Genomic DNA, 22280 nt, shown 5'->3' with positions numbered 1-22280 from the left:
GGTCGCCATGGGCCCCATGCGAAGCCCGGCGGCAATGACGTTCAGCTGCCCGACGACCGGGGCTTGTTGCGGCATCACAAGGGGTCCTTTTCCGGCCGTTCGGCTCAGTGCAGGCTGCCCTGTGCCAGCAGGGTGCCACGCAGCGAATGCGGCAGGGCGTCATCGATGTGCACGTCGACGAACTGGCCGATCAGGCGGGGATTGTCGCAGCGGAAGTTGACGATTCGATTATTCTCGGTGCGCCCCTGGAGCATGCCGGGGTCTTTCTTCGAATAGTCGCTGACCAGGATGCGCTGCACGCTGCCCACCATGCGGCGGCTGTTCTCGAAGCCCTGCTGGTTGATGCGCTGTTGCAGGATCTGCAGGCGCTGCTTCTTCAGCTCGTCCGGCGTGTCATCGGGCAGGTCGGCCGCCGGGGTGCCCGGGCGCGAGCTGTAGATGAAGGAGTAGGAGAAGTCGAAGGCCACGTCTTCGACCAGCTTCATGGTCTGTTCGAAGTCTTTTTCCGTCTCACCGGGGAAACCGATGATGAAGTCGCTGCTGATCAGGATGTCCGGCACGGCGGCCTTCAGCTTGCGGATGCGCGATTTGTATTCCAGGGCGGTGTGGTTGCGCTTCATGGCCGCGAGGATGCGGTCGGAACCCGATTGCACCGGCAGGTGCAGGTATTTGACCAGCTCCGGGATCTCCGCGTGGGCCTGGATCAGCGCGTCGGAGAACTCCAGCGGGTGGCTGGTGGTGTAGCGAATGCGGTCGATGCCGTCGATGGCCGCCACGGCGTACAGCAGTTCGGCGAAGTCGGAGATCTGGCCGTCTTCGGTGTCGCCGCGGTAGCCGTTGACGTTCTGCCCGAGCAGGGTCACTTCGCGCACGCCGTTCTCGGCCAGGTGGATGATTTCACCCAGGACGTCGTTCATCGGGCGGCTGACTTCTTCGCCGCGGGTGTAGGGCACCACGCAGAAGGTGCAGTACTTGCTGCAGCCTTCCATGACCGACACGAAAGCGCTCGGGCCATCGACCCGGGGCTCCGGCAGGCGGTCGAATTTCTCGATCTCGGGGAAGGAGATGTCCACCTGGGCGGTCTTGGTGCTGCGCGCGGCGTCGATCATCTCGGGCAGGCGGTGCAGGGTCTGCGGGCCGAACACCACGTCGACGTAGGGCGCGCGATCACGAATCGCCGCGCCTTCCTGGCTGGCCACGCAGCCACCGACGCCGATCACCAGGTCCGGGTTTTCCAGTTTCAGTTCGCGCCAACGGCCGAGCTGCGAGAACACCTTGTCCTGCGCCTTTTCACGGATCGAGCAGGTGTTGAGCAGGATGACATCGGCTTCTTCCGGGCGCTCGGTCACTTCCAGCGCCTGATGCTCTCCCAGCAGGTCGACCATGCGCGAGCTGTCGTACTCGTTCATCTGGCAACCGTGGGTTTCGATATAGAGCTTCTTGGTCATGGCGCGATCTGGTCTGGCTAAAAAATGACCGCGCATTATATGCGCGCGTCGTGCCGGGTGCCACCGCCGTATGGCGCGCTCAATCGGTGCGCGAATAGTCGGCCAGGGGCTTGAGTTGATCGCCCTGCCAACCGTAGAGCGTGTCGATCCGGTCGTAGGCGGTGCCGCCGAAGCAGTCGCGGCCTTCGCCCTGCAGGCGCACGCTCTGCTGCCCGGCCTGCTGTGACAGGCGTAGCGACTGGATGCTGCAGCAGCGCGACGTATCTGCCAGCGGCGAACGCTGCTCGGCATCGACCACCAGCAGCGTGCCCTGCCGCTGGCCGTTCTTGACGGATTCCAGGCTGGGGCAACGGCCGGGCTCGCTGGCGGGCATGAGCGCCAGGCACTGGCAGGGAGCGACCGTCACGCTGTCCAGCGCGGCCGCCGGTGCATCCGGGCAAGGGGCGGCGAGGTAATGCTGCAGGCGTGCCTCATGGGCCGCCAGGCACAGGCGCTGGTTGGTCTGCAGGGCACGGACGACGCGGTTACCGTCTTCCAAGTTGTGCTGGGTATCCAGCGGGCTGCGCGGGTTGTCGACCAGCGGGGCCAGCAGGGCGAGGCATTGTTGTTCGCGCCCGGCCTTGAGGTAGGCCAGCGACAGGTCACTGCGCAGCCAGTACCAGGCGGTATCGAGGGGCTGCCCTGGGCAGCGGTCCTGGGCCGCCCGTGTTTTCTCCAGGCGTGCGATGGCGGTTTCGTACTGCTTGCTGGCGAACAGTGGTTCCACCGTCGGGCGGGCGAGCCCTTCGGGTGAGCACTCGTTGTCGCCCGCTGCGGCGCAGAATGGCAGGGCGGCGCTCAACAGCAGGGCGAGCAGGCGGGGAAAGGCGATGTGCTGGGCATGGTACGTCCTTGTCGAGGCAGGGCCATTCTAGGGCAGGGGACGAGCGGGCGCTGTGATTCGGTGCCTGTGCTATGATCCGCGCCCTCTTTTTCCGCGGTATTCGTTGTCATCCATGAGCAAGCGCGAGCCTATCTACAAGGTCATTTTCCTCAACCAGGGCCAGGTCTACGAGATGTACGCCAAGCAGATCTTCCAGAGCGATCTGTGGGGGTTTCTGGAAGTGGAGGAATTCGTTTTCGGCGAGCGCACCCAGGTCGTGGTCGACCCCAGCGAAGAAAAGCTCAAGGCCCAGTTCGATGGCGTGGTGCGCAGCTTCGTGCCGATGCACGCGATCATCCGCATCGATGAAGTCGAGCGACTGGGCACGCCGAAGATCAGCGAGGCGAAGGGTGGCGGCAACATCATGCCGTTCCCGATGCCGATGCCTGACAAGTAAGCACGGGATTCGCGTCGCCGGCGCGGCTGCTCAGGGCAGTGGCGAGAACGGCGACGACGGGGTGTCGCGGGTCTGCAATTCCAGCAGGTAGTTGCGGAAGATCTGCCCCAGCACCTGGCTGGCGATCTCCAGTTCATTGCGCGGCATCTGCGCCGACACCTGGTCGGCGCTGTCCATGGCTTCGTCCGAGCCATTGACCGCGGCCATCTTCAGCACGATGTAGGCCTGCACGTTGTTCGCCGGCACACCCTCGCCATTGAAGAACATCATGCCCAGGCGGTACTGGGCCTGGGCGTGGCCCTGCAGGGATGCCTGCTCGAACCAGTTCAGCGCCTGAGCCAGGTCGCGGGGCGCGCGCTTGCCGTCGTAGTAGAACTCGCCCAACTCGTATTCGGCCTGCAGGTCGCCATTGCGGGCGGCTTCTTCACAGGCGGTGAGGGCGTCTGGCAGGTCTTCGGGGGCCGTGTTCAGGGCGCAACTGCCGGTTGCCGGGATCAGCAAGGAGTTGCCGCCCGCGAGCGCGAGCAGAGGGAGAAGGAGCAACAGGCAGCCCAGTGACAGGGTGCGGCCGGTGCAGTTCATGAAAATCCGTGTACCTCTGAGGCAGTGCGGGCGCCAGGCCCGGCCGACGAAACGCGTCAGCCATCACATTATGAAATAAGCAGTGGGGTTCTTACAAAGTCTTTACGGGGTTTTCTGTCGTATGGCTGGCTGGCAGGGTCAGCAACAGCCAGGCGATCAGCGGGTAGGCCGCGGTCAGCAGGGCGTGAAACAGGTCGACGCGGCGTATCGGGCCGATAACACCCTCGGTGCCCACCACCAGCCCGGCGACCAGAAACAGGCCTACCGCCATGAGCCCGGCGAGGGCCGGCAGGCGGCGCGGCCATTGCACGGCGCCGGCATACAGGATCAGCAACAACGCCCCGGTGCTCAGGACCAGGCGGTAGTCGTCGAGCATATTCATTTGGCGGAACAGTTCGAAAAAGGCGCACAGACCGAGAATCACCCGGCCCCAGTTCGGCCGGCTCCAGACCCAGCCACGGCCCAGCACCAGCGCGCAGAACCCCAGCAGCGGCAGCGCCATGAAGGTGCTGGCCTGGGTCAACCACTGGTGGGCTTCGATCCAGCCCGGGTCAATGGCATAGCGCACGGTGCCGGCGAAGGCGGCGGCCGCCGGCATCAGAAATCCGAGCAGGGCGCAGAACAGGGCGGGTTGATCGGCTTCCGGGTAGTGCTTGCGAGCCTTGCCGATGGCGATCACGCAGGCCAGGCAGGCCAGAGCGAGGACGCCGTCGGAGAGTGCGGTGCTGTACTGCATGGGAGGTCTCTGTCGGAGCGGAGCGGTCGACCGCGCTACGCCGCCCCTGCATCTATAGAGAGGGGCGGCGCGTTTTCGGCGTGGCGGGGATCAGTCCTTCTTCAGTTCGGCGAAGGCGCGCTCAGCCGCATCCAGGGTGATCTTCAGCTCGGCGTCGCCGTGGGCGATCGAGGTGAAGCCGGCTTCGAAGGCGCTCGGTGCCAGGTAGACGCCGCCGTCGAGCATCAGGTGGAAGAAGCGCTTGAAACGTTCCGCGTCGCTGGCCATCACGTCCTCGAAGGTGACGATGTCGTCGGCGCCGCTGAAGTACAGGCCGAACATGGCGCCGGCCTGGGTGGTGACGAACGGGATGCCCGCCGCATCGGCGCGGTCCTGCAGGCCCTGGAGCATGCGCTGGGTGTAGTCGCTCAGCTCGGCGTGGAAGCCCGGGCGCTTGATCAGGTTCAGGGTGGTCAGGCCGGCGGCCATGGCCAGTGGGTTACCCGACAGAGTGCCGGCCTGGTAGACCGGGCCCAGCGGAGCGATGCGCTCCATGATCGCGCGCTTGCCGCCGAAACAGCCGACCGGCATGCCGCCGCCGATGATCTTGCCGAAGGTGGTCAGGTCCGGGGTCACGCCGTAGTACGCCTGGGCGCCGCCCAGGGCCACACGGAAACCGGTCATCACTTCGTCGAAGATCAGCACCACGCCGTGCTGGTCGCACAGGCTGCGCAGGCCTTCGAGGAAGCCCGGGGCCGGCGGCACGCAGTTCATGTTGCCGGCCACAGGCTCGACGATGATGCAGGCGACTTCACTGCCGACCTCGCTGAGCATCTGCTCGACCGCGGCGATGTCGTTGAAGGGCAGGGTCAGGGTGTGCTTGGCGAACGCCGCCGGTACGCCGGCTGAGCTCGGTACGCCCTGGGTCAGGGCGCCGGAGCCGGCTTTTACCAACAGGCTGTCGGAGTGGCCGTGGTAGCAGCCTTCGAACTTGATGATGCTGTCGCGGCCGGTGTAGCCACGGGCCAGGCGGATGGCGCTCATGGTCGCCTCGGTGCCGGAGCTGACCATGCGCACCATTTCGATCGACGGCACCAGGCTACACACCAGGTTGGCCATTTCGGTTTCCATGGCGGTCGGGGCGCCGTAGGACAGGCCGTGCTGCAGCTGGTTGCGCACCGCCTCGAGCACGTCCGGGTGGCTGTGGCCGAGGATCATCGGGCCCCAGGAGCCGACGTAGTCGACGTAGCGCTTGTCATCTTCGTCGGTGACGTAGGCGCCTGCGGCGTGCTTGAAGAACAGCGGCGTGCCGCCCACGCTCTTGAAGGCGCGCACGGGCGAGTTGACGCCACCGGGGATGTGCTTCTGGGCGTCGGCGAAAAGGGTTTCGGAACGGGACATGATGGGCCTCTTGAGTCAGGTCGGAGCGGCCATGCCGCCCCAGAAACGATCAGGTCGTGGCAAACAGGGTAGAAAAGGCACGGGCTCGGCGTTCGACTTCCGTGGCCGAGTCCGCGGCAAACAGGGCGTGGATGACGGCCACCATGCTGGCGCCCTGGGCGATCAGTTCGCCCGCGTTGTCCAGGGTGATGCCGCCAATGGCGACCACGGGCACGTCGAGGCGCTCCCTGGCCTGCGCCAGCAGCTCGAGCGTGGCGGCGGGGGCGCCGGGTTTGGTCGTGGAATTGAAGAAGCGACCGAAGGCCACGTAGCTGGCGCCTTCCTTGACGGCGTTTTCGGCCAGCTCCAGCTGCGCGTGGCAGGTCCCGCCGATCACGGCCCGGCGACCGAGCAGGGCGCGGGCGGCGGACAGCGAACCGTCGCCCTGGCCGAGGTGCAGGCCGACGCCCAAACGGGCGGCCAGCTCGGCATCGTCATTGATGATCAGGCTCGCGCCATAGCGGCCGCACAGTTCGCGCAGGGCTTCGGCCTCACGCAGGCGACGGGCCTCGTCGCCGGATTTGTCGCGGTACTGCAGCAGTTTCGCGCCGCCCTTCAGGGCCGCCTCGACGTATGGCAGCAAACGGCCGCCGGCCAGGAGCTGGCTGTCGGTAATGGCGTACAGACCGCGCAGGGTCATGGCCGGTGCTCCATCAGCAGAAATCCAGGGGCAGGCGCCGTGGCACGTACTGGCCGTGGCCGGGCTGCTCGGCGTCACGCAGGGTGCGCCAGGTGTAATCGAGGGCCGACTTCACCGCGCTGACCAGTTCCTCGCCCAGGGCCAGGCGACCGGCCAGGGCGCTGGCCAGGGTGCAGCCCGAACCGTGGTAGCTGCCGGGCAGGCGCTGGCAGGTGAAGGTGTGGCGGCTGCCGTCGCGGGCGTACAGGCGGTTGTGCACTTCGTGCTCGTCGCCGTGGCCACCGGTGATCAGCAGGTGACGAATGTAGGGCAGCAGCTTTTCGGCGCACTCGTCCGCCGTGCCGTCGGGCAATTCAGCGAGGATGCGCGCTTCCGGCAGGTTCGGCGTGGCAATGGTGGATACCGCGAACAGCCGCTCGCGCATGGCATAGCCGACTTCGTCCTTGCCCAGGGCGCCGCCGCCACCGGCACGCAGCACCGGGTCGCAGACCAGCGGTACGCCGGGCAACTTGTCCATGACCATCAATACGGTCTCGACCATCTCCACCGAGCCGAGCATGCCGAGCTTCACGGCCGCCACCGGCAGGTCGGCGATCACGGCGTTGGCCTGGGCCAGCACCCAGTCGCGATCGAGCACACGGAAGTCGGACACGTCGACGGTATCCTGCACGGTCAGTGCCGTGACGGCAGGTGCCGCGTGGCAACCTTGGGCGAGCAGGGCTTCGATATCGGCCTGCAGACCGGCCCCCCCACTGGGGTCATGACCGGAGAGGCAGAGTACTACGGGGCGGGAGGTAGGCATTTTCATGGTGCGCGAGCTTACCACTAAACCGCCGATTTGGGCCGTGCCGGCGCAGCCTTCCTGTCGCCGACAGCACATGTTCCTGAACGACATGTCAGGTAGTCGGTAGAGGGTTCTATTCGGGTGGATCGGCCGTCCTAGAGCGGCGGAAGGCGATTAAATTGCCCGTGAGCACTGGGTTTTTCCGCGGTGGCGCTGTGCTAGAGTGACTGGCATTCGAACAACCAGACCGTGCGTGGCGATGCCGTCCGCGAGAGGTGGGGCTCTCCGGTATCGTTCGACAGGGTTTATGCGGGGCTGCATGCGCAACATCGTGATTTTCCTGCTCGCCGTCTGGCCGGTATTGGCCGGGGCGGTGACATTCGACGAGTACACCCGCTCGTTACCCCTGGGTCAGGACATGTACGTCTTCGAGGACGTGCGCGGGGATTCGACCATCAACGACATCGCGTCGCCGGCCCTGCAGGGCAGTTTCCGGCGGCACGACAAGCCCGTGCTGAACGCCGGTTACTCGCGTTCGGTGTTCTGGTTGCGCCTGGACCTGGAGTACCGCCCCCAGAGCCTGGGCGGGCAGCAGCCCTGGCTGCTGGAGCTGGCCTACCCGCCGCTGGACCACCTGGAGTTGTACCAGGACGACGGCCAGGGCAACTTCCAGCTGATCCAGCGCACCGGTGACGCACTGCCATTCTCCAGCCGGCAGATCAAGCAGAACAACTACCTGTTCGAACTCAAGCTCCAGCCCAACCAGCCCGAGCGCGTCTACCTGCGACTGGAAAGCCAGGGCTCGATCCAGGCGCCGCTGGCGCTGTGGTCGCCCAATGCCTACCTGGAAGAGCAGCCGGGGCGCATCTATGTGCTCGGCATCATCTATGGCGTGTTGCTGGTGATGCTGATCTACAACCTGTTCATCTACCTCAGCGTCCGCGACACCAGTTACCTCTATTACATCCTCTATATCGCCTCGTTCGGCCTCTACCAGGTCTCGGTCAACGGCGCCGGCATCGAGTATTTCTGGCCCAACAGCCCCTGGTGGGCGAACGCGGCCACGCCGTTCCTGATCGGCTCGGCGGCGCTGTTCGGCTGCCAGTTCGCCCGCAGCTTCCTGCACACCGCCGAGCACAGCCCCTGGGTGGACCGCATCCTGTTGTTGCTGATGGGCAGCGGCGCGGTGGTGATGGTGCTGGCGCTGACCGCCAGCTACGCGGTGTCGCTGCGCCTGGCCACCTACCTGGCGCTGATCTTCACCGTGATGATCTTCGTTTCCGGGGTGCTCGCCTGGCTGCGCGGCATGCGCGTGGCACGTTACTTCATCATCGCCTGGACCGCCTTCCTGGTCGGCGGGGCGATCAACACCCTGATGGTGCTGGGTTACCTGCCCAACGTGTTCCTGACCATGTACGCCAGCCAGATCGGCTCGGCGCTGGAAGTCGGGCTGCTGTCCCTGGCCCTGGCCGACCGCATCAACGCCATGAAGGAAGAGCGCACGCGCATCCTCCAGGAGGCCGGGCGCAAGCTGGAAACGCTGAACCAAGAACTGGCCAACAGCAACCGCCTGAAAGACGAATTCCTGTCCACCGTGACCCACGAACTGCGCACCCCGATGAACGGGGTGATCGGCTCCCTGGAGCTGATGCAGACGGTCAATCTCGACATCGAACTGGCGCAGTACCAGAAGACCGCCGCCAGTTCGGCGCGGGACATGATGCGCATGGTCAACGACATCCTGGCCCTGACCGAGCTGCAGGCCGGCAAGCTCTACCCCCGCCGCGAGCCCTTCAGCCTGCGCGGCCTGTTCGATGGGTTGCGCGCGCAGTACGCGCCGCGGGCCGAGGACAAGGGCCTGGCGTTCGTGCTGGAGCTGGACGAAGAACTGCCGGACACCCTGGAAGGCGACGCCGGCAAGCTCGCCCAGGCCCTGGGCTACCTGCTCGACAACGCCATCAAGTTCACCGCCCACGGCTCGGTCAGCCTGCGCGTCAGCCGGGTGGGCGAGCCCGGCGCCAGCCTGCCGCTGCGCATCGAAGTGGTCGACACCGGGGTCGGTTTCAGCGCCGATCAGGATGGCCCGCTGTATCAGCGTTTCCGTCAGCTGGACGGGTCCATGACCCGGGAATACGGCGGCCTGGGCATCGGCCTGGCGATCTGCCGGCAACTGGTCGACCTGCTGGGCGGCAGCCTGGAACACGAATCCCAGGTGGGGCAGGGCAGTCGCTTCCAGCTCAACGTGCCGCTGACCCTGCCGGTGCAGAACGTGGCCCAGGCGGCGCCGGTACGGCGCGCCAGCGCCCAGGCCGTGCGCCGTCCGGAGCAGTGCGTGGTGCTGGTGGTCGAGGACAACGCCATCAACCAGCTGGTGACCCGCGGCATGCTGCTCAAGCTGGGCTACCAGGTGCGCACCGCCGACAACGGCATGGAGGCGCTGGAGGTCCTGGGGCGCGAGTCGGTGGACGCGATCCTGCTGGATTGCCAGATGCCGATGATGGACGGCTTCGCCACCTGCCGGGCCCTGCGCAACCTGCCGGACTGCGCCGACCTGCCGGTCCTGGCGATCACCGCCCACAGCCACAGCGGCGACCGCGAGCGCTGCCTGGCGGCCGGCATGAGCGACTACCTGGCCAAGCCGGTGAAGTTCGACACCCTGCGTGCGCTGCTGCACGACTGGGTGCTGTGCCGCCCGAAGATCGCCTGATCCCGTGCTGCCGAACCGGCGACGGTTCGGCAGCGGTTTTGTCCGAAATGCCCCTTTGAGCAAAGTCTGAATGCTGATTCACTGATGAAAACGTGAATCGGGATTCAGATCATGGTCTATCGCACCACCGCCCTTCGTCTCGACCGCGACCAGGTACTGCGCGAGCGCATCCTGGCCTGCGCCCTGGAGTGCGTCGCCGAGGGCGGTTTCGCCGCGCTGACCATGCAAAGCCTGGCCGAACGCGTGGGCATCGCCACCGGCAGCCTGTACCGGCACTTCCACAGCAAGGGTGAACTGGCCGCCGAAGTCTTCGCCAGCGCCAGCCAGCGCGAGGTCGATGCCCTGGCCACCGCCCTGCGCGGGCCGGGCACACCTGCCGAACGCCTGAATGCCGGCCTGCGCCAGTTCGCGGCCCGTGCCTGGGACAGCCGGCGCCTGGCCTTCGCCCTGATCGCCGAGCCGGTCGACCCCGAGGTCGACGAACAGCGCCTGCTGTACCGCGAAGCCTACGCCGAGCTGTTCATCGAACTGCTGGAGGACGGCGTGGCCCAGGGCGCCTTCCAGGTTCGGCACATCAGCCTGATCGCCGCCTGCCTGGTGGGCGCCATCGCCGAAGCCCTGGTCGGCCCGCTGTCGCCGCCCGCCCGTGCCGCCCGCGAAGCCGGGCAGCTGTCCCTGGATCTTGATGAGGTCTGCCAGAGCCTGGTGACCTTCTGTCTGCGTGCCGTTGGTGCCGAGGAGCTGAAACCATGAACCCTGCCCTGCAAGCCGAAACCCATGACGTCTTCAACCAGGTGCCGCCCCTCGATGGCGCCAACCTGTACCGCGTCGACCTGCCTCTGCAGGAATGGACCCGCCGCTTCGGCGGTAGCTGGGCCGAGTCGCGCCTGGACGCCTACGGTGCACTGGCGGGCGGCGAGCTGATGGCCGCGGGGTTCCTCGCCAACGAAAACAAGCCGGTGTTCAAGAGCCATGACCGCTACGGGCACCGCCTCGACCTGGTGGAGTTCCACCCGGCCTACCACCAGCTCATGGAGGCGGCGATTGCCCATGGCCTGCCGTCCATGCCCTGGACCGACCCGCGCAGCGGCGCCCAGGTCGCCCGGGCAGCACTGAGTTACCTGCATTCACAGGCCGAGGCGGGCACCGGCTGCCCGCTGACCATGACCTACGCCTGCGTCCCGGCGCTCAAGCTGCAGGGCGACGTCGCGGACACATGGCTGCCCAAGATCCTGTCCACCCAGTACGACTCGCGCAACCTGCCCATCGAGCAGAAGACCGGCGCCACCATCGGCATGGCCATGACCGAGAAACAGGGCGGCACCGACGTGCGGGCCAACACCACCCGTGCCTACCCGGTGGGCATCGGCGGGCCGGGGCAGGCGTACGAGCTGGTCGGGCACAAGTGGTTCTGCTCGGCGCCAATGTGCGATGCCTTCCTGACCCTGGCCTACACCGACAAGGGCCTGAGCTGCTTCCTGCTGCCGCGTCATCGACCGGACGGCCAGCGCAACGCGTTCTACATCCAGCGCCTGAAGAACAAGCTGGGCAATCAGTCGAATGCCTCCAGCGAGGTGGAGTACCGCGGCGCCCTGGCCTGGATGATTGGTGAAGAGGGCCGCGGCGTGCCGACCATCATCGAGATGGTTTCCCTGACCCGCTTCGATTGCATGGTCGGCTCCAGCGCCCTGATGCGCCAGGCGCTGACCCAGGCCGCGCACCACTGCGCCCACCGCCAGGTCGGTGGCCGGGTGCTCAGCGAGCAACCCCTGATGCAGAACGTCCTGGCCGACCTGGCGCTGGAAAGCGAAGCGGCCCTGGCCCTGACCATGCGCATGGGCAAGGCCCTGGACAACCCGCACGACGAGCAGGAAGACAAGTTTGCCCGCCTGGTCACCGCCGTGGGCAAGTACTGGATCTGCAAACGGGCGCCGGCCATGATCAACGAGGCCGCCGAGTGCATGGGCGGCGCCGGGTATGTCGAAGACAGCATCCTGCCGCGGCTGTACCGCGAGGCGCCGGTCAACTCGACCTGGGAAGGCTCGGGCAACGTGCAGTGCCTCGACGTGCTGCGCGCCCTGTCGAAAGAGCCAGGCGTACTCGACGCGCTGTTCGCCGAGCTGGGTGACGGCCACGGCGACAAGCGCCTGGCCGCGCACATCCAGCGCCTGCAGGCGGATTTCCGCGACACCGCCGACATCCAGTACCGCGCCCGCCAACTGACCGAAGACGTGGCCCTGGCCCTGCAGGCCAAGCTGCTGCTGGAAACGGGCAATGCCGTGGTGTCCGACGCCTTCATCGCCAGCCGCCTGGAACAGGGCGGCCGCGTCTACGGCACCCTGCCGCGGGGCCTGGACGTCGAAGCACTGGTGGCCCGCAGCACGCCGCACGTGGTGTGATCGTCGGCCGCGCCCATCCGCCCCGGGTGGGTGCGGCCTTACGAGCGGCTATGCCAAGCCGGGCGGATACAGGCAAGATAGGCGCGTTCGTCCAGCCAGGAATGCACGCCGTGACTTGTTCCGAAGACTTCATCGTTGCCAACAGTGCGGAAGAGGCGGTCGACCGTCTGGCCGCGCTGCACCAGCAAGCGACCCAGGGCCTCAGCCGGGCGCTCAAGCGTTACCTCAAGGAGCGCATCCGCCCCGACGCGCAGCAGCAATGCCAGTTCCGCTACCCCGAATTGCGCCTGACCTACCTGTGCCAGGGCGAGGTGCCGACCACCGTGCGCGCCTACGCCAAAGTGCAGGTGCCGGGCACCTACAGCGTCACCGTCACCCAGCCGGCGGCCTTCCGCAAATACCTGCTGGAACAGCTGCGACCGCTGATGAGCGACTTCACCGTGCGGGTCGAAGTCGGCATGAGCCAGCAGAACATTCCCTACCCCTACGTGGTCGAGCAGGGCGATGAGCTGGCCGGCTCCGGCGTTACCGCCGCCGAACTGGCGCGGGTGTTCCCCAGCACCGACCTGTCCGCCGCCACCGATGGCACGGCCGATGGCCTGTATGACTGGGAAAACACCGATCCGCTGCCCCTGGCGCTGTTCGACGCCGCCCGGGTGGATTTCTCCCTGCGCCGCCTGGTGCACTACACCGGCAGCGACTGGCGCCATGTGCAGCCATGGATCCTGCTGACCAACTACCACCGCTACGTCGACCAGTTCATCCGCCATGGCCTGGACATGCTGGTGGGCGACTCGCGGTTCACCCGCATGGTGCTGCCGGGCAACGTGGTGGTCGAACGCGGCATGGCCGAGGGCGAGATGCAGGCGATCATCGAAAACGTGGTCTGGCACCGCTACCAGATGCCGGCCTACCACCTGCAGGCCGAGGACGGTCACGGCATCACCCTGGTCAACATTGGCGTCGGCCCGTCCAACGCCAAGAACATCACCGACCACCTGGCCGTGCTGCGCCCGCACTGCTGGCTGATGATCGGCCACTGCGGCGGCCTGCGTCAGTCGCAGACCATCGGCGACTACGTGCTGGCCCACGCCTACATGCGCCGCGACGGCATCCTCGACCGCGTGCTGCCGCCGCACATTCCGCTGCCGGCTCTGGCCGAGGTGCAGCAGGCGCTGCAGGAGGCGGCCAAGCTGGTCACCGGCGAGCAGGGCGACGAGCTGAAGAAGCGCCTGCGCACCGGCACCGTGCTGACCTACGACGACCGTAACTGGGAGCTGCGCTGGGCCCAGGAGCGCCCCTTGATCAACCTGTCGCGTGCCGTGGCGGTGGACATGGAAAGCGGCACCATCGCCGCTCAGGGCTACCGACTGCGGGTGCCGTACGGCACGCTGCTGTGCGTGTCGGACAAGCCGCTGCACAGCGAGATCAAGCTGCCCGGCGCCGCCGGTGCCTTCTACGAGCGCGCCGTGACCCAGCACCTGCACATCGGCATCGCCGCCCTGGAACTGATGCGCAGCCAGCTCAACTCGCTGCACTCGCGCAAGCTGCGCAGCTTCGACGAGCCGCCGTTCCGTTAAGGTGTCTCGCGAGCCAGAGCTGTCTGCAGCCAGTTGCAGAAACTGCGGGTCAGCGGGTCGCTTTCGCTGTCGCGGTGTATCAGCCAGGCCCAGTTGGGACCGCGTACGCGCTGTTCCACCAGTGGTTGCAGCACGCCATTGCGCCGCGCCTGGTCAGCCAGCAATTGGCTGACCAAGGCAATTCCCAATCCCTGGCTGGCCGCATCCAGCAGTTGGCCGGGGTCTGAGAAGTTCAGTCCGTGGCTCTGCTGACCCACATCCGCTCCCCCCTGTATCGCCCAGTGGCTCCAGTCCATTTCGCGCTCACCGTGCAAGGTGCAGCGTTCGTCTGGCTGTTGCGTCATCAGGCTGGGGTGGGCGGCTGGATAGAGGCGATCTTCCAGCAGGATGCGAAAGCTGCATTCGGCCTGTGCCGAGAGGTCGTCGCGCACAGCCACGTCGACGGTCTGGGTCGCCATGTCAGGCATTTCGTCCGTGGTGAACAGCCACAGATCGATCTCCGGATGCAGGCGGTGGAACTCGCCCAGGCGCGGCACCAGCCAATGGCGAGCGAATGCGGGGGTGGTATTGACCACCAGCTGGTTGGGTTTGCGGTACTGCTCCAGGCGACGAATCCCCACGGCCAGTTGCTGCAACAGTGACTGTGTGGTGCTGAGCAGGTCATGCCCTGCATCGGTCAGGCTGACGCTACGGCCGCTGCGGTGGAACAGCGGCTGTTCGAGAAAGCCTTCCAGGCTGCGAATCTGTTGGCTGATGGCAGACTGGGTAAGGTGCAGCTCTTCGGCGGCTTTGTGAAAGCTGCCGAGGCGAGCGGCGGCTTCGAAGCCGCGCAGGGCGTTTAGCGGGGGCCAGTGTTTGAGCATGATTGATAAGTTTGTCTAATCGAATGCCTGCAAAATCTATCGTTTGTTGCCGCATTTTTACAGGCTTAGCATGCAAGCCATTACCGCATTCGCGGTTTTAATTGATAAAAAATATTCAATTGAAGGTGCTTGTATGCAGCAGAGTTCAGTCGCAGAAAACGCGTGGTTCATGCCCGCCGAGTGGGGACCCCATGCCGCCACCTGGATGGTCTGGCCGCATAACCGGGAGCTGTGGGAGTTCGGTTGGGGCGTAACCCTGGCTGAGGTACAGGTCGACTTCGCCCGGGTGGCCAACGCCATCGCCCGCTTCGAACCGGTGAAGATGGTGGTCGACCCGTCGGCGGTGCCGCGTGCCCGTGCGCTGTGCGCCCCGCACATCGAACTGGTCGAGCTGCCGGTCAACGACAGCTGGTGCCGCGACTCCGGACCGAGCTTCGTTTGTCACCCTCGGTATGGCCTGGCGGGCGTCAGTTGGCGCTTCAATGCCTGGGGTGGCAAATCCGAACATGACCAGGACGAGGGGCTGGCTCGGCGCATTCTCAACGGCTTGGGTATGGAGTGCTTCGGCACGCCGCTCTGCAACGAGGGCGGGGCGATTCATGTGGATGGCGAGGGCACCCTGATCACCACCGAGTCGGTGCTGCTCAACCCCAACCGCAACCCGGGGATGAACAAGGCCGAGATGGAGGAAGTCTTTGCCCGCCTGCTGGGCGTGAAGAAAACCATCTGGCTGCCAGGTGATCCGCAGTACGTGACGGGCGATGTGACTGACGGCCATGTCGACGGCGTGTGTGCCTTTGCCAGGCCCGGTGCCTTGTTGGTGGACGCGACCCATGACCACGGCTCAGTGTATGCCGAGGTGGTGCGCGAGAACCGCCGTGCCCTCGAGTTGGCCACTGATGCCCGTGGCCGTCAGTTCGAGCTGCTCGAGCTGTTCGACGCGACTGATGCCGTGGACACCGAGGTCGAGGTGTTCTGCGCGTCTTACACCAACTTCTACATCTGCAACGGCGCGATCATCATGCCGGCCTACGGGATTGCCGCCGATCAGGAGGCGGTGACGACACTGCGCATGGCCTTTCCCGGCCGTGAAGTAGTGCCGGTTCGGATCAACCAGTTGGCCCACGGTGGTGGCGGGGTGCATTGCATCACCCAGCAGCAGCCCGCCTGGCCGCTGAGCGGGGCGATGTCATGAGCACGCTGACCGTTGCCACCGTTCGGCGCGGTCATGCCGCCGCCGTTTCTATGAGGCATCAGGTCAGGTAGCGCGTTGCACGGCGGGGTCGAGGCGCAGGTGCAGGATGGGGTAGGGCCGGCCGCCGCCGTCCAGCGGTGAGCGGCTTTCCACCACGAAGCCCTGGCTGAGGTAGAAGCCCAGGGCCTTCGGGTTCTGTTCGTTGACATCCACCTGGTGCGCGCCGTCCTGCTCGATGGCGTGGTGCAGCAGGGCGCGACCGATGCCCTGGCCGTGGGCGGCGGGATCGACGAAGAGCATTTCCACCTTGCCTTCGGCACCGCCGAGAAAACCGACGACCTGGCCGCTGGCGTCACGCACGCAGGTCAGCGCCAGGTTGGGGAAGTACTGGCTGCTCAGTAGCGGGCGGATCAGTTCGATGTCGCTCTCCGGCAGAAAGTCATGGGTGGCCCGTACGGCGGCCTCCCAGACGTCGAGCATGCGGGGGAAATCGAGGGGCGTCGGGGTGTCGATACGAGGGGGCATGGCGGACCTTCCCTGGGAAAGGCCCGCAGTGTGCCGGTGTGCTGCGGGCTTGTCAGCAACCGGCACGCCGTGCCGAGGCGCGCAGGGTGTGTGCTGGTGCACAAGGCCGGCCCGCTGTCGCCGAACCGGGCGATCGGGCGGTGTAACATTCGCGGTTTCATGGACGATCGAAGGCCTTTGCAATGGATCATGCTCAGATACTGCTTCTCCGGCTCTGGGAGCCGTTCAACACCTTCATGCTGTTTCTGTACGCCAGTGCGGGGACCGTTATCTTCACGCTGATCGGGTTGATCCTGGCGATCCTGCTGCAACGGCGGGGTTGGCTGGCGCGGCGCAACCGCTGGCACCACGGTGTGTTGAAGCTCTATTTTCTGCTGTTGCCGATGGCCGGCGGCCTCCTCGGGTTCCAGGCCGGCAGCCTGTATGGCACCCAGCAGCAGATCTATCGCCACATGAACAGCTACGCGCCGCTGGTGCAGGAGATGGCCGACAGCGTGCGGGTGAGTTTCGACGCCTACCTGGCCGAACAGGACCAGACCGCGCTGCTGGACGAGCTGCAGCACAAGACCGTGCAGCAGGTGCTTGGCCAGGTGGCGCTGGATTACCTGCGCGAGATGCGCCAGGACGAAGCGCAGCAGCTGGAGGAGGCGTCGCTGTTCGAGCGTGTCTCGCTGAACCTGTACGACCGGCTGCGCGCCAGCCTGATCGGCCAACTGGTGGGTGAGCGCGTGGTGGGGGAGGTCGCTTATTACACCAGCCTGGACAAGCAGGTGCTGGGCCAGGCGCTGGACGCCCGCGTCGAGCAACTGTTCCACGCGGACTTCCTGCTGGACCTGCTGCGAAAACAGGTCCAGTGGATCTTCAAGCCCCTGTATATCGCCCTGTTCGTCCAGGTGGGCCTGTTGCTGGCGTTCATCGCCGCCGAAGTGCTGGTCTCACGCCGCTTGCGCTGGACGCGGCCAACCGCGGCGACGCTGGTGAGCGCCTAGCAGCTGGCGTCCAGCACGATCCGGTAGCGGGCCTTGCCGGCGCGCAGGTGGGTGATGGCATCGTTGACCCGGCTCATGGGGAAATGCTCCACCTGGGGCAGGATCTGATGACGCGCGCAGAACTCCAGCATGGTCGCCATGTGCGCCGGCGAGCCGACGGGGGAACCGGACAGGCTGCGCTGGCGCGGGATCAGGTTGAACACGTGCACCGGGATGGCGCTGGGCACGATGCCGACGAAATGCAGGCGGCCCTTGCCGCCCAGGGTGCCGATCAGGGCGGCCCAGTCGAGGTCGGCACTGGCGGTCACCAGGAGGAAATCCAGGCTGCCGGCCATGGCCTTGAGCGCAGCCTTGTCGTTCGAGGCGGCCACCTTGTGGGCGCCGAGGCGCCTGGCTTCTTCCTGTTTGCTCAGCGACGAGGTGAAGGCGGTCACTTCGCAGCCCCAGGCATTGAGAAACCGCAGGGCCAGGTGCCCGAGGCCGCCGATGCCCACCACGCCCACCCGGTCGGTGGGCTTCACGTCCAGTTCCAGCAGCGGGCTGAACACCGTCGAGCCGCCGCAGAACAGCGGGCCGGCGAGGCTCGGGTCGAGGCTGTCCGGCAGCGGGATGGTCCAGGCCCAGTGTGCCCGCAGGCGGTCGGCGAAGCCGCCGTTGCCGCCCACGATGGTGGGTTTCACCGAGCCGCACAGCTGGTGCGAGCCTTCCATGCAGGCCTGGCAGTGCATGCAACTGCCCTTGTTCCAGCCGATGCCGACCCGCTGGCCGACCTTCAGCCCGCGCGCCTGCTCACCGAGGCGCACCACGCGGCCCACCACTTCGTGGCCGGGGATGAAGGGATAACGGGCGTTGCCCCATTCGTTGTCGATCATCGACTGGTCCGAATGGCAGATGCCGCAGTACTCCACCGCCACTTCCACCTCTTCGGCGCCCAGGGGGCCTGGGTCGAAACGGTGGGGTACCAGGGCTTCGCCCGGGGCGTTGGCGGCCCAGCCGGTGAACAGGGTGGATTCCGGTGCGGTTGTGCTCATGGGGCATTCCTCCTGGCAGACACATGATCGACGCAGCATAGACGCCCGGCACGCGGGGCGAACCCTCGATAAAGGTGGGTGATGGGACGGGCATGGCCTCGGTTACACTGCGCCCTTGTCACGCCGCACCCGGATGCCCGATGTCACGCTCTACCCGTACCCCACCTCCTTCACGCCCGGCCGGCAAGCCGGCGCCTCGCCGTGTGGCCAAGGCCCCACCCGCCACGCCGCGCCTGCTGGTGCTGAACAAGCCGTTCGACGTGCTGACCCAGTTCAACGACGACCAGGGGCGGGCCACGCTCAAGGACTTCGTGACTGTGCCGGGCGTCTACCCGGCCGGCCGCCTGGACCGCGACAGCGAGGGCCTGTTGCTGCTCACTAACGACGGCGGCCTGCAGGCGCGCATCGCCGATCCGCGGCACAAGCTGGCGAAAACCTATTGGGTGCAGGTCGAGGGCGAGCCGGACGAGGCGCAGTTGCAGCGTCTGCGTGAAGGGGTGGAACTGAACGACGGGCCGACCCTGCCGGCCGAGGCGCGGCGGCTCGACGAGCCGTCGCTGTGGCCGCGCAACCCGCCGGTGCGGTTTCGCAAGAGCGTGCCGACGTCCTGGCTGGAGCTGGTCATCCGTGAAGGACGTAACCGTCAGGTGCGGCGCATGACGGCGGCGGTGGGCCTGCCGACCCTGCGTCTGGTGCGGGTGCGCATCGGGCCCTGGGCCCTGGACGGCTTGCAGCCCGGCGAGTGGCGTGAGGTCGAGGCGCGCCTGTAGGCGGCGCGCCGAAGCGGGTCAGACGCCTTCGAGACCGGCGATGACGAAGGTCTTGATGATGAAGCCCAGCACGCCCAGGCCCAGGGCGAGGAACAGGATCATGGTGCCGAAACGGCCGGCCTTGGACTTCTTCGCCAGGTCCCAGACGATGAACGCCATGAACAGCACCAGGCCGCCGACCAGCGCGGTCATCATCAACTCTTCGAATACTTTCGGATCCATCGTGACCTCGATTGACTGACAACAGGCTGTGCGCCAGAGGACGCAGGGGCGGGGCGAGCGTTCTTGTGGATTGCGCGAAAGCGCTTATGGCAGGCAACGCGGGGCACAGCGGAATGCAGGCGATTATACGCCTGCTGGCGACAATGTCAGCGACCAGGAGGTCGCAGGCGGATCAACTGCGCAGGTGCTGCAGCGGCAACTGGGTGCTGGACAGCACCTGCTGCAGGACGAAGCTGGAGCGCACGCTGGACACGCCATCGATGCGGGTCAGGGTGCCGAGCAGCAGCTTCTGGTAATGGTCCATGTCCGGCACCACCACCTTGAGCTGGTAGTCCGCGTCCATGCCGGTGACCAGCGAGCATTCGAGCACCTCGGGGCATTTGCGGATCACTTCCTGGAAATGCTCGAAGCGCTCCGGCGTGTGCCGGTCCATGCCGATCAACACGTAGGCGGTCAGGCTCAGGCCCAGCTTCTTGCGGTCCAGCAGCGCCACCTGGCCCAGGATGTAGCCGTCGTCTTCCAGTTGCTTGACCCGGCGCGAGCAGGGGGAGGGCGACAGGCCGATGCGCTCGGCCAGGTCCTGGTTGGACAGGGTCGCGTCGCGCTGCAATTCGGCAAGAATGTTCAGGTCGTATCGGTCGAGTTTGTTCATGTTCGGCTTTTTGTTTTAGATAATTGCCGAATAGTTTTACTGAAAGACAGAAAATTGCGCAATAGGTGTGTCTGTGAGCAATTTTCGCAATCTTTCGTCGCGCGGGCAGGCGTAAGCTTTACCTCAGTTTCACGGCTCGGACGACACGTCCAACCGGCTCACCCAATCAGGCGAGCAGGCGCCAGCGGTCCTACAGGGTCGTCATGGCATCCGAGTCCGCACTGCCCAACCAGGCGGGCGACGAAAGCGGCGACATCATTGCCAGCACAGGACACATTCCCGAAAGGAGGCCGAGAGGCCTCCTTTTTTGTTGCCTGCGTTACAGCAACCCGCCCAGGCGCAGCAGCCACCAGGCGAGGATCACCAGTTGCACCAGGAAGGCGGTGAAGCGCAGCCAGACGAACAGCGGGCTGGTGCTGATCAGGTGCATCACCGACTGGAAGATCCGCGCGCCGAGCAGCACCGGCGCCAGCGGGTCGGTGACCAGCGTCTGGTCGACCACCATGGCGTACAGCAGCACGGCGGCGAACAGCGGCAGGTTTTCCACGCAGTTGGCGTGGGCGCGGACCACGCGCAGGCCGAAACCGCCGGGCATATTGCTGCCGTCCGGGGCGAAGCCGTTGATCGCGAGCTTGCCGCTGAGCACCAGCAGGCCGCGCTGGTTGAGGAGCAGGACCAGCAACAGCAAGGTCCAGGCGACCAAGCCGAGCAGCGCGCAGGCACTGGGAGAGAGCGACATGACGGAACTCCTTGATCAGCACGGGGTGTCGGAGTTGAGTCTAGAACCGCCCGGGGTATTTGCGCGGTGCGTCGCCCGCGCGGGTATGGCTAGAGCGTCGCCTGGGGCGCGGGCTGCACGGCGTCGGAGGGATCGGCATGCACCAGCACTTCGGCACGGGGGAATTGGCCGCGGATCGCGTTTTCCACGTCGACGCAGCGCTGGTGCGCTTCGGACAGGCTCAGCTCGCCGGGCAGCTCCAGGTGCAACTGGACGAACCAGCGGGTGCCGGACACCCGGGTGCGCAGGTCGTGGGCGCCGAGCACGCCCGGTACGGCGCATGCCAGCTGGTGCATTTGCTCGCTGACCTCGGGGGACAGTTCCTGATCCATCAGCACGGCCACCGCTTCGCGGACGATGCTGATGGCGCTCCACAGGATGTAGAAGGCGATGCCGATGGCGAACAGCGCATCCATCTGCTGCCAGCCGAAGGCCGTCAGCGCCAGGGCCAGCAGGATGCTGCCGTTGAGCAGCAGGTCCGACCGGTAGTGCAGCGAGTCGGCGTGGATGGCGGTGGAGCCGGTGACCCGTACCACGTGGCGCTGGAACAGCAGCAGCGCCAGGGTCAGCGCCAGCGACAGCACCATCACCGCCATCCCCAGGCCTTCCCCGCTCAGCGGTTCCGGGGCGCGCAGCCGCTCGATGCCCTGGATGCCGACCAGGATCGCACTGGCGCCGATGAACAACGCCTGGCCCAGCCCGGCCAGGGCTTCCGCCTTGCCATGGCCGTAGCGGTGGTCATCGTCCGCCGGGCGCAGGGCGATGGCCACGGCGATCAGGTTCAGCAGCGAGGCGGCGCTGTCCAGCAGCGAGTCGGTGAGACCGGCGAGCAGGCTCACGGAGCCGCTCAGCCACCAGGCCACGGCTTTCGCCAGCACCAGGATCAGGGCGACCGTCAGCGCGGCGAAGGTGGCCAGGCGCATCAGCCGGGCGTGATGGGGAAGAATGCTCATGGCGGGTCGTACAGAGTCGAGAACGGGAGCGGGCCGTCAGGGCCGCGCTGGTCTGGCGGGATGATGCGTGCCAGGGCGCGCAGGTGCAACAGCAGATCGGCCTGGCCGCCTGCACCAGAGCAGGTGGCCAGGCGGTTCATCAGGCGGCGGGGCGCAGGCCGTAGGCGGCCAGTTGCTCGGCGCTGCCGCTGTGCTGGATCAGGCGCGGGTCATCGAGTGGCAGGGTGTGGCCGGTCTGCACTTCGATCAGGGCTTTCAGTTTGGCCTGGTCGACCTTGCCCTCGGCATCCACCACGTTCTTCAGCTCCTGCGGGTCGACCTGGGCGGTCTGGCCACCCGGCAGGTAGATGGCGCCGGTGGCGAAGTCGACACCGAAGGCGATCAGGCCGGGAATGACATAGAACAGGATGCCGATGGCGTTCAGGGCGGCGACCACCGGGTCGATCTTTCCTTCGATCTGCCCACGGCGATCCGGGAAGAAAATCGTGCCGCAGGCAGTCAGTTGCGTGATCAGGGTGGCGGCGACAACACCACCGATAATGCGGGATTTCGTGCGCATGAAGCACCTCCAGAAAAATTCGCGCCACTATAGCAAGCCGGTAATGGCAAAACCGCTACCGCTGCGGGTGACGGTACTAAGACCACCGAAGCGCACTGGCAGTTCGCCGGTATAATCGCCGGCCTGATT

At 66.2% G+C, this 22280-nt stretch carries 23 protein-coding genes; 8 read left to right on the top strand and 15 right to left on the bottom strand.

Annotation, left to right across the window (positions count from 1 at the left end):
* Positions 1–104 precede the first annotated feature (104 nt).
* Complete coding sequence (gene miaB, locus N5C28_RS05990; protein WP_279821046.1) at positions 105–1448, bottom strand: tRNA (N6-isopentenyl adenosine(37)-C2)-methylthiotransferase MiaB; 1344 nt, start codon at positions 1446–1448, stop codon at positions 105–107.
* Between the two features lie 79 nt (positions 1449–1527).
* Positions 1528–2289, bottom strand: coding sequence for a hypothetical protein (locus N5C28_RS05985; RefSeq protein WP_279821043.1), 762 nt, complete (start codon positions 2287–2289; stop codon positions 1528–1530).
* A gap of 154 nt (positions 2290–2443) precedes the next feature.
* Here N5C28_RS05985 and N5C28_RS05980 point away from each other — a divergent pair, with 154 nt between their 5' ends.
* Positions 2444–2767: a DUF1820 family protein gene (locus N5C28_RS05980; RefSeq protein ID WP_025167604.1), complete on the top strand. Its 324-nt coding sequence runs from the start codon at positions 2444–2446 to the stop codon at positions 2765–2767.
* 30 nt (positions 2768–2797) lie between these two features.
* Here N5C28_RS05980 and N5C28_RS05975 read toward each other — a convergent pair whose 3' ends face one another.
* The 5 genes from N5C28_RS05975 to N5C28_RS05955 form a co-directional block, all read right to left on the bottom strand.
* Positions 2798–3349, bottom strand: a complete 552-nt coding sequence (locus tag N5C28_RS05975) for a tetratricopeptide repeat protein (RefSeq protein WP_279821040.1) — start codon at positions 3347–3349, stop codon at positions 2798–2800.
* A 91-nt stretch (positions 3350–3440) separates the two neighbouring features.
* Complete coding sequence (locus N5C28_RS05970; RefSeq protein WP_279821038.1) at positions 3441–4085, bottom strand: hypothetical protein; 645 nt, start codon at positions 4083–4085, stop codon at positions 3441–3443.
* A 90-nt stretch (positions 4086–4175) separates the two neighbouring features.
* Positions 4176–5465 (bottom strand): glutamate-1-semialdehyde 2,1-aminomutase, encoded by a 1290-nt coding sequence (hemL, locus tag N5C28_RS05965; protein ID WP_279821037.1) that lies wholly within the window; start codon positions 5463–5465, stop codon positions 4176–4178.
* Between the two features lie 49 nt (positions 5466–5514).
* Positions 5515–6144 (bottom strand): thiamine phosphate synthase, encoded by a 630-nt coding sequence (thiE, locus tag N5C28_RS05960; protein ID WP_279821035.1) that lies wholly within the window; start codon positions 6142–6144, stop codon positions 5515–5517.
* A gap of 13 nt (positions 6145–6157) precedes the next feature.
* Positions 6158–6952, bottom strand: a complete 795-nt coding sequence (locus N5C28_RS05955) for a hydroxymethylpyrimidine/phosphomethylpyrimidine kinase (RefSeq protein ID WP_279821033.1) — start codon at positions 6950–6952, stop codon at positions 6158–6160.
* 295 nt (positions 6953–7247) lie between these two features.
* On the opposite strand from N5C28_RS05955, the gene N5C28_RS05950 reads away from it, so the two are divergent.
* The 4 genes from N5C28_RS05950 (at position 7248) to amn (ending at position 13614) form a co-directional block, all read left to right on the top strand.
* The gene (locus N5C28_RS05950) at positions 7248–9635 is read left to right on the top strand and encodes a hybrid sensor histidine kinase/response regulator (protein WP_279821031.1); all 2388 of its coding nucleotides are present in this window, start codon (positions 7248–7250) and stop codon (positions 9633–9635) included.
* A gap of 111 nt (positions 9636–9746) precedes the next feature.
* Positions 9747–10388, top strand: coding sequence for a TetR/AcrR family transcriptional regulator (locus N5C28_RS05945; protein WP_279821029.1), 642 nt, complete (start codon positions 9747–9749; stop codon positions 10386–10388).
* Entirely contained in the window at positions 10385–12034 is a 1650-nt protein-coding gene (locus N5C28_RS05940; protein WP_279821027.1) for an acyl-CoA dehydrogenase family protein, read from the top strand. The genes N5C28_RS05945 and N5C28_RS05940 overlap by 4 nt, the downstream gene beginning before the upstream one ends.
* Positions 12035–12135: 101 nt before the next feature.
* Positions 12136–13614, top strand: coding sequence for an AMP nucleosidase (gene amn / locus N5C28_RS05935; RefSeq protein WP_279821025.1), 1479 nt, complete (start codon positions 12136–12138; stop codon positions 13612–13614).
* On the opposite strand, the gene N5C28_RS05930 is transcribed toward amn, so the two are convergent.
* Complete coding sequence (locus N5C28_RS05930; RefSeq protein WP_279821023.1) at positions 13611–14477, bottom strand: LysR substrate-binding domain-containing protein; 867 nt, start codon at positions 14475–14477, stop codon at positions 13611–13613. The genes amn and N5C28_RS05930 overlap by 4 nt on opposite strands.
* Positions 14478–14610: 133 nt before the next feature.
* On the opposite strand from N5C28_RS05930, the gene N5C28_RS05925 reads away from it, so the two are divergent.
* Positions 14611–15672, top strand: coding sequence for an agmatine deiminase family protein (locus N5C28_RS05925; protein ID WP_279821022.1), 1062 nt, complete (start codon positions 14611–14613; stop codon positions 15670–15672).
* 63 nt (positions 15673–15735) lie between these two features.
* Here the strand turns inward: N5C28_RS05925 and N5C28_RS05920 are convergent, their stop codons facing one another.
* Positions 15736–16197, bottom strand: coding sequence for a GNAT family N-acetyltransferase (locus N5C28_RS05920; protein WP_279821021.1), 462 nt, complete (start codon positions 16195–16197; stop codon positions 15736–15738).
* A gap of 182 nt (positions 16198–16379) precedes the next feature.
* On the opposite strand from N5C28_RS05920, the gene N5C28_RS05915 reads away from it, so the two are divergent.
* The gene (locus N5C28_RS05915) at positions 16380–17186 is read left to right on the top strand and encodes a hypothetical protein (protein ID WP_279821020.1); all 807 of its coding nucleotides are present in this window, start codon (positions 16380–16382) and stop codon (positions 17184–17186) included.
* On the opposite strand, the gene N5C28_RS05910 is transcribed toward N5C28_RS05915, so the two are convergent.
* Entirely contained in the window at positions 17183–18217 is a 1035-nt protein-coding gene (locus N5C28_RS05910; protein WP_279821019.1) for an NAD(P)-dependent alcohol dehydrogenase, read from the bottom strand. The genes N5C28_RS05915 and N5C28_RS05910 overlap by 4 nt on opposite strands.
* A gap of 203 nt (positions 18218–18420) precedes the next feature.
* Between N5C28_RS05910 and N5C28_RS05905 the strand changes: the two genes are divergently transcribed.
* Positions 18421–18987 (top strand): pseudouridine synthase, encoded by a 567-nt coding sequence (locus N5C28_RS05905; protein WP_279821079.1) that lies wholly within the window; start codon positions 18421–18423, stop codon positions 18985–18987.
* An 18-nt stretch (positions 18988–19005) separates the two neighbouring features.
* Here N5C28_RS05905 and N5C28_RS05900 read toward each other — a convergent pair whose 3' ends face one another.
* The 5 genes from N5C28_RS05900 to N5C28_RS05880 all read right to left on the bottom strand — a co-directional run bounded on the left by N5C28_RS05900 (position 19006) and on the right by N5C28_RS05880 (position 22151).
* Positions 19006–19209, bottom strand: a complete 204-nt coding sequence (locus N5C28_RS05900; protein ID WP_279821017.1) for a DUF2788 domain-containing protein — start codon at positions 19207–19209, stop codon at positions 19006–19008.
* Positions 19210–19381: 172 nt separating this feature from the next.
* Complete coding sequence (locus N5C28_RS05895; RefSeq protein ID WP_279821016.1) at positions 19382–19861, bottom strand: Lrp/AsnC family transcriptional regulator; 480 nt, start codon at positions 19859–19861, stop codon at positions 19382–19384.
* A gap of 319 nt (positions 19862–20180) precedes the next feature.
* Complete coding sequence (locus N5C28_RS05890) at positions 20181–20600, bottom strand: MAPEG family protein (RefSeq protein WP_279821015.1); 420 nt, start codon at positions 20598–20600, stop codon at positions 20181–20183.
* 89 nt (positions 20601–20689) lie between these two features.
* Positions 20690–21592, bottom strand: a complete 903-nt coding sequence (locus N5C28_RS05885; protein WP_279821013.1) for a cation diffusion facilitator family transporter — start codon at positions 21590–21592, stop codon at positions 20690–20692.
* A gap of 139 nt (positions 21593–21731) precedes the next feature.
* A complete protein-coding gene (locus N5C28_RS05880; RefSeq protein WP_279821011.1) occupies positions 21732–22151 on the bottom strand; it encodes a polyribonucleotide nucleotidyltransferase in 420 nt (139 codons plus the stop codon).
* Between the last annotated feature and the right edge of the window lie 129 nt (positions 22152–22280).

The sequence above is a fragment of the Pseudomonas sp. GD03944 genome (assembly GCF_029839275.1).
GTDB lineage: Bacteria > Pseudomonadota > Gammaproteobacteria > Pseudomonadales > Pseudomonadaceae > Aquipseudomonas.
This window is presented reverse-complemented; position numbering and strand designations above follow the sequence as displayed.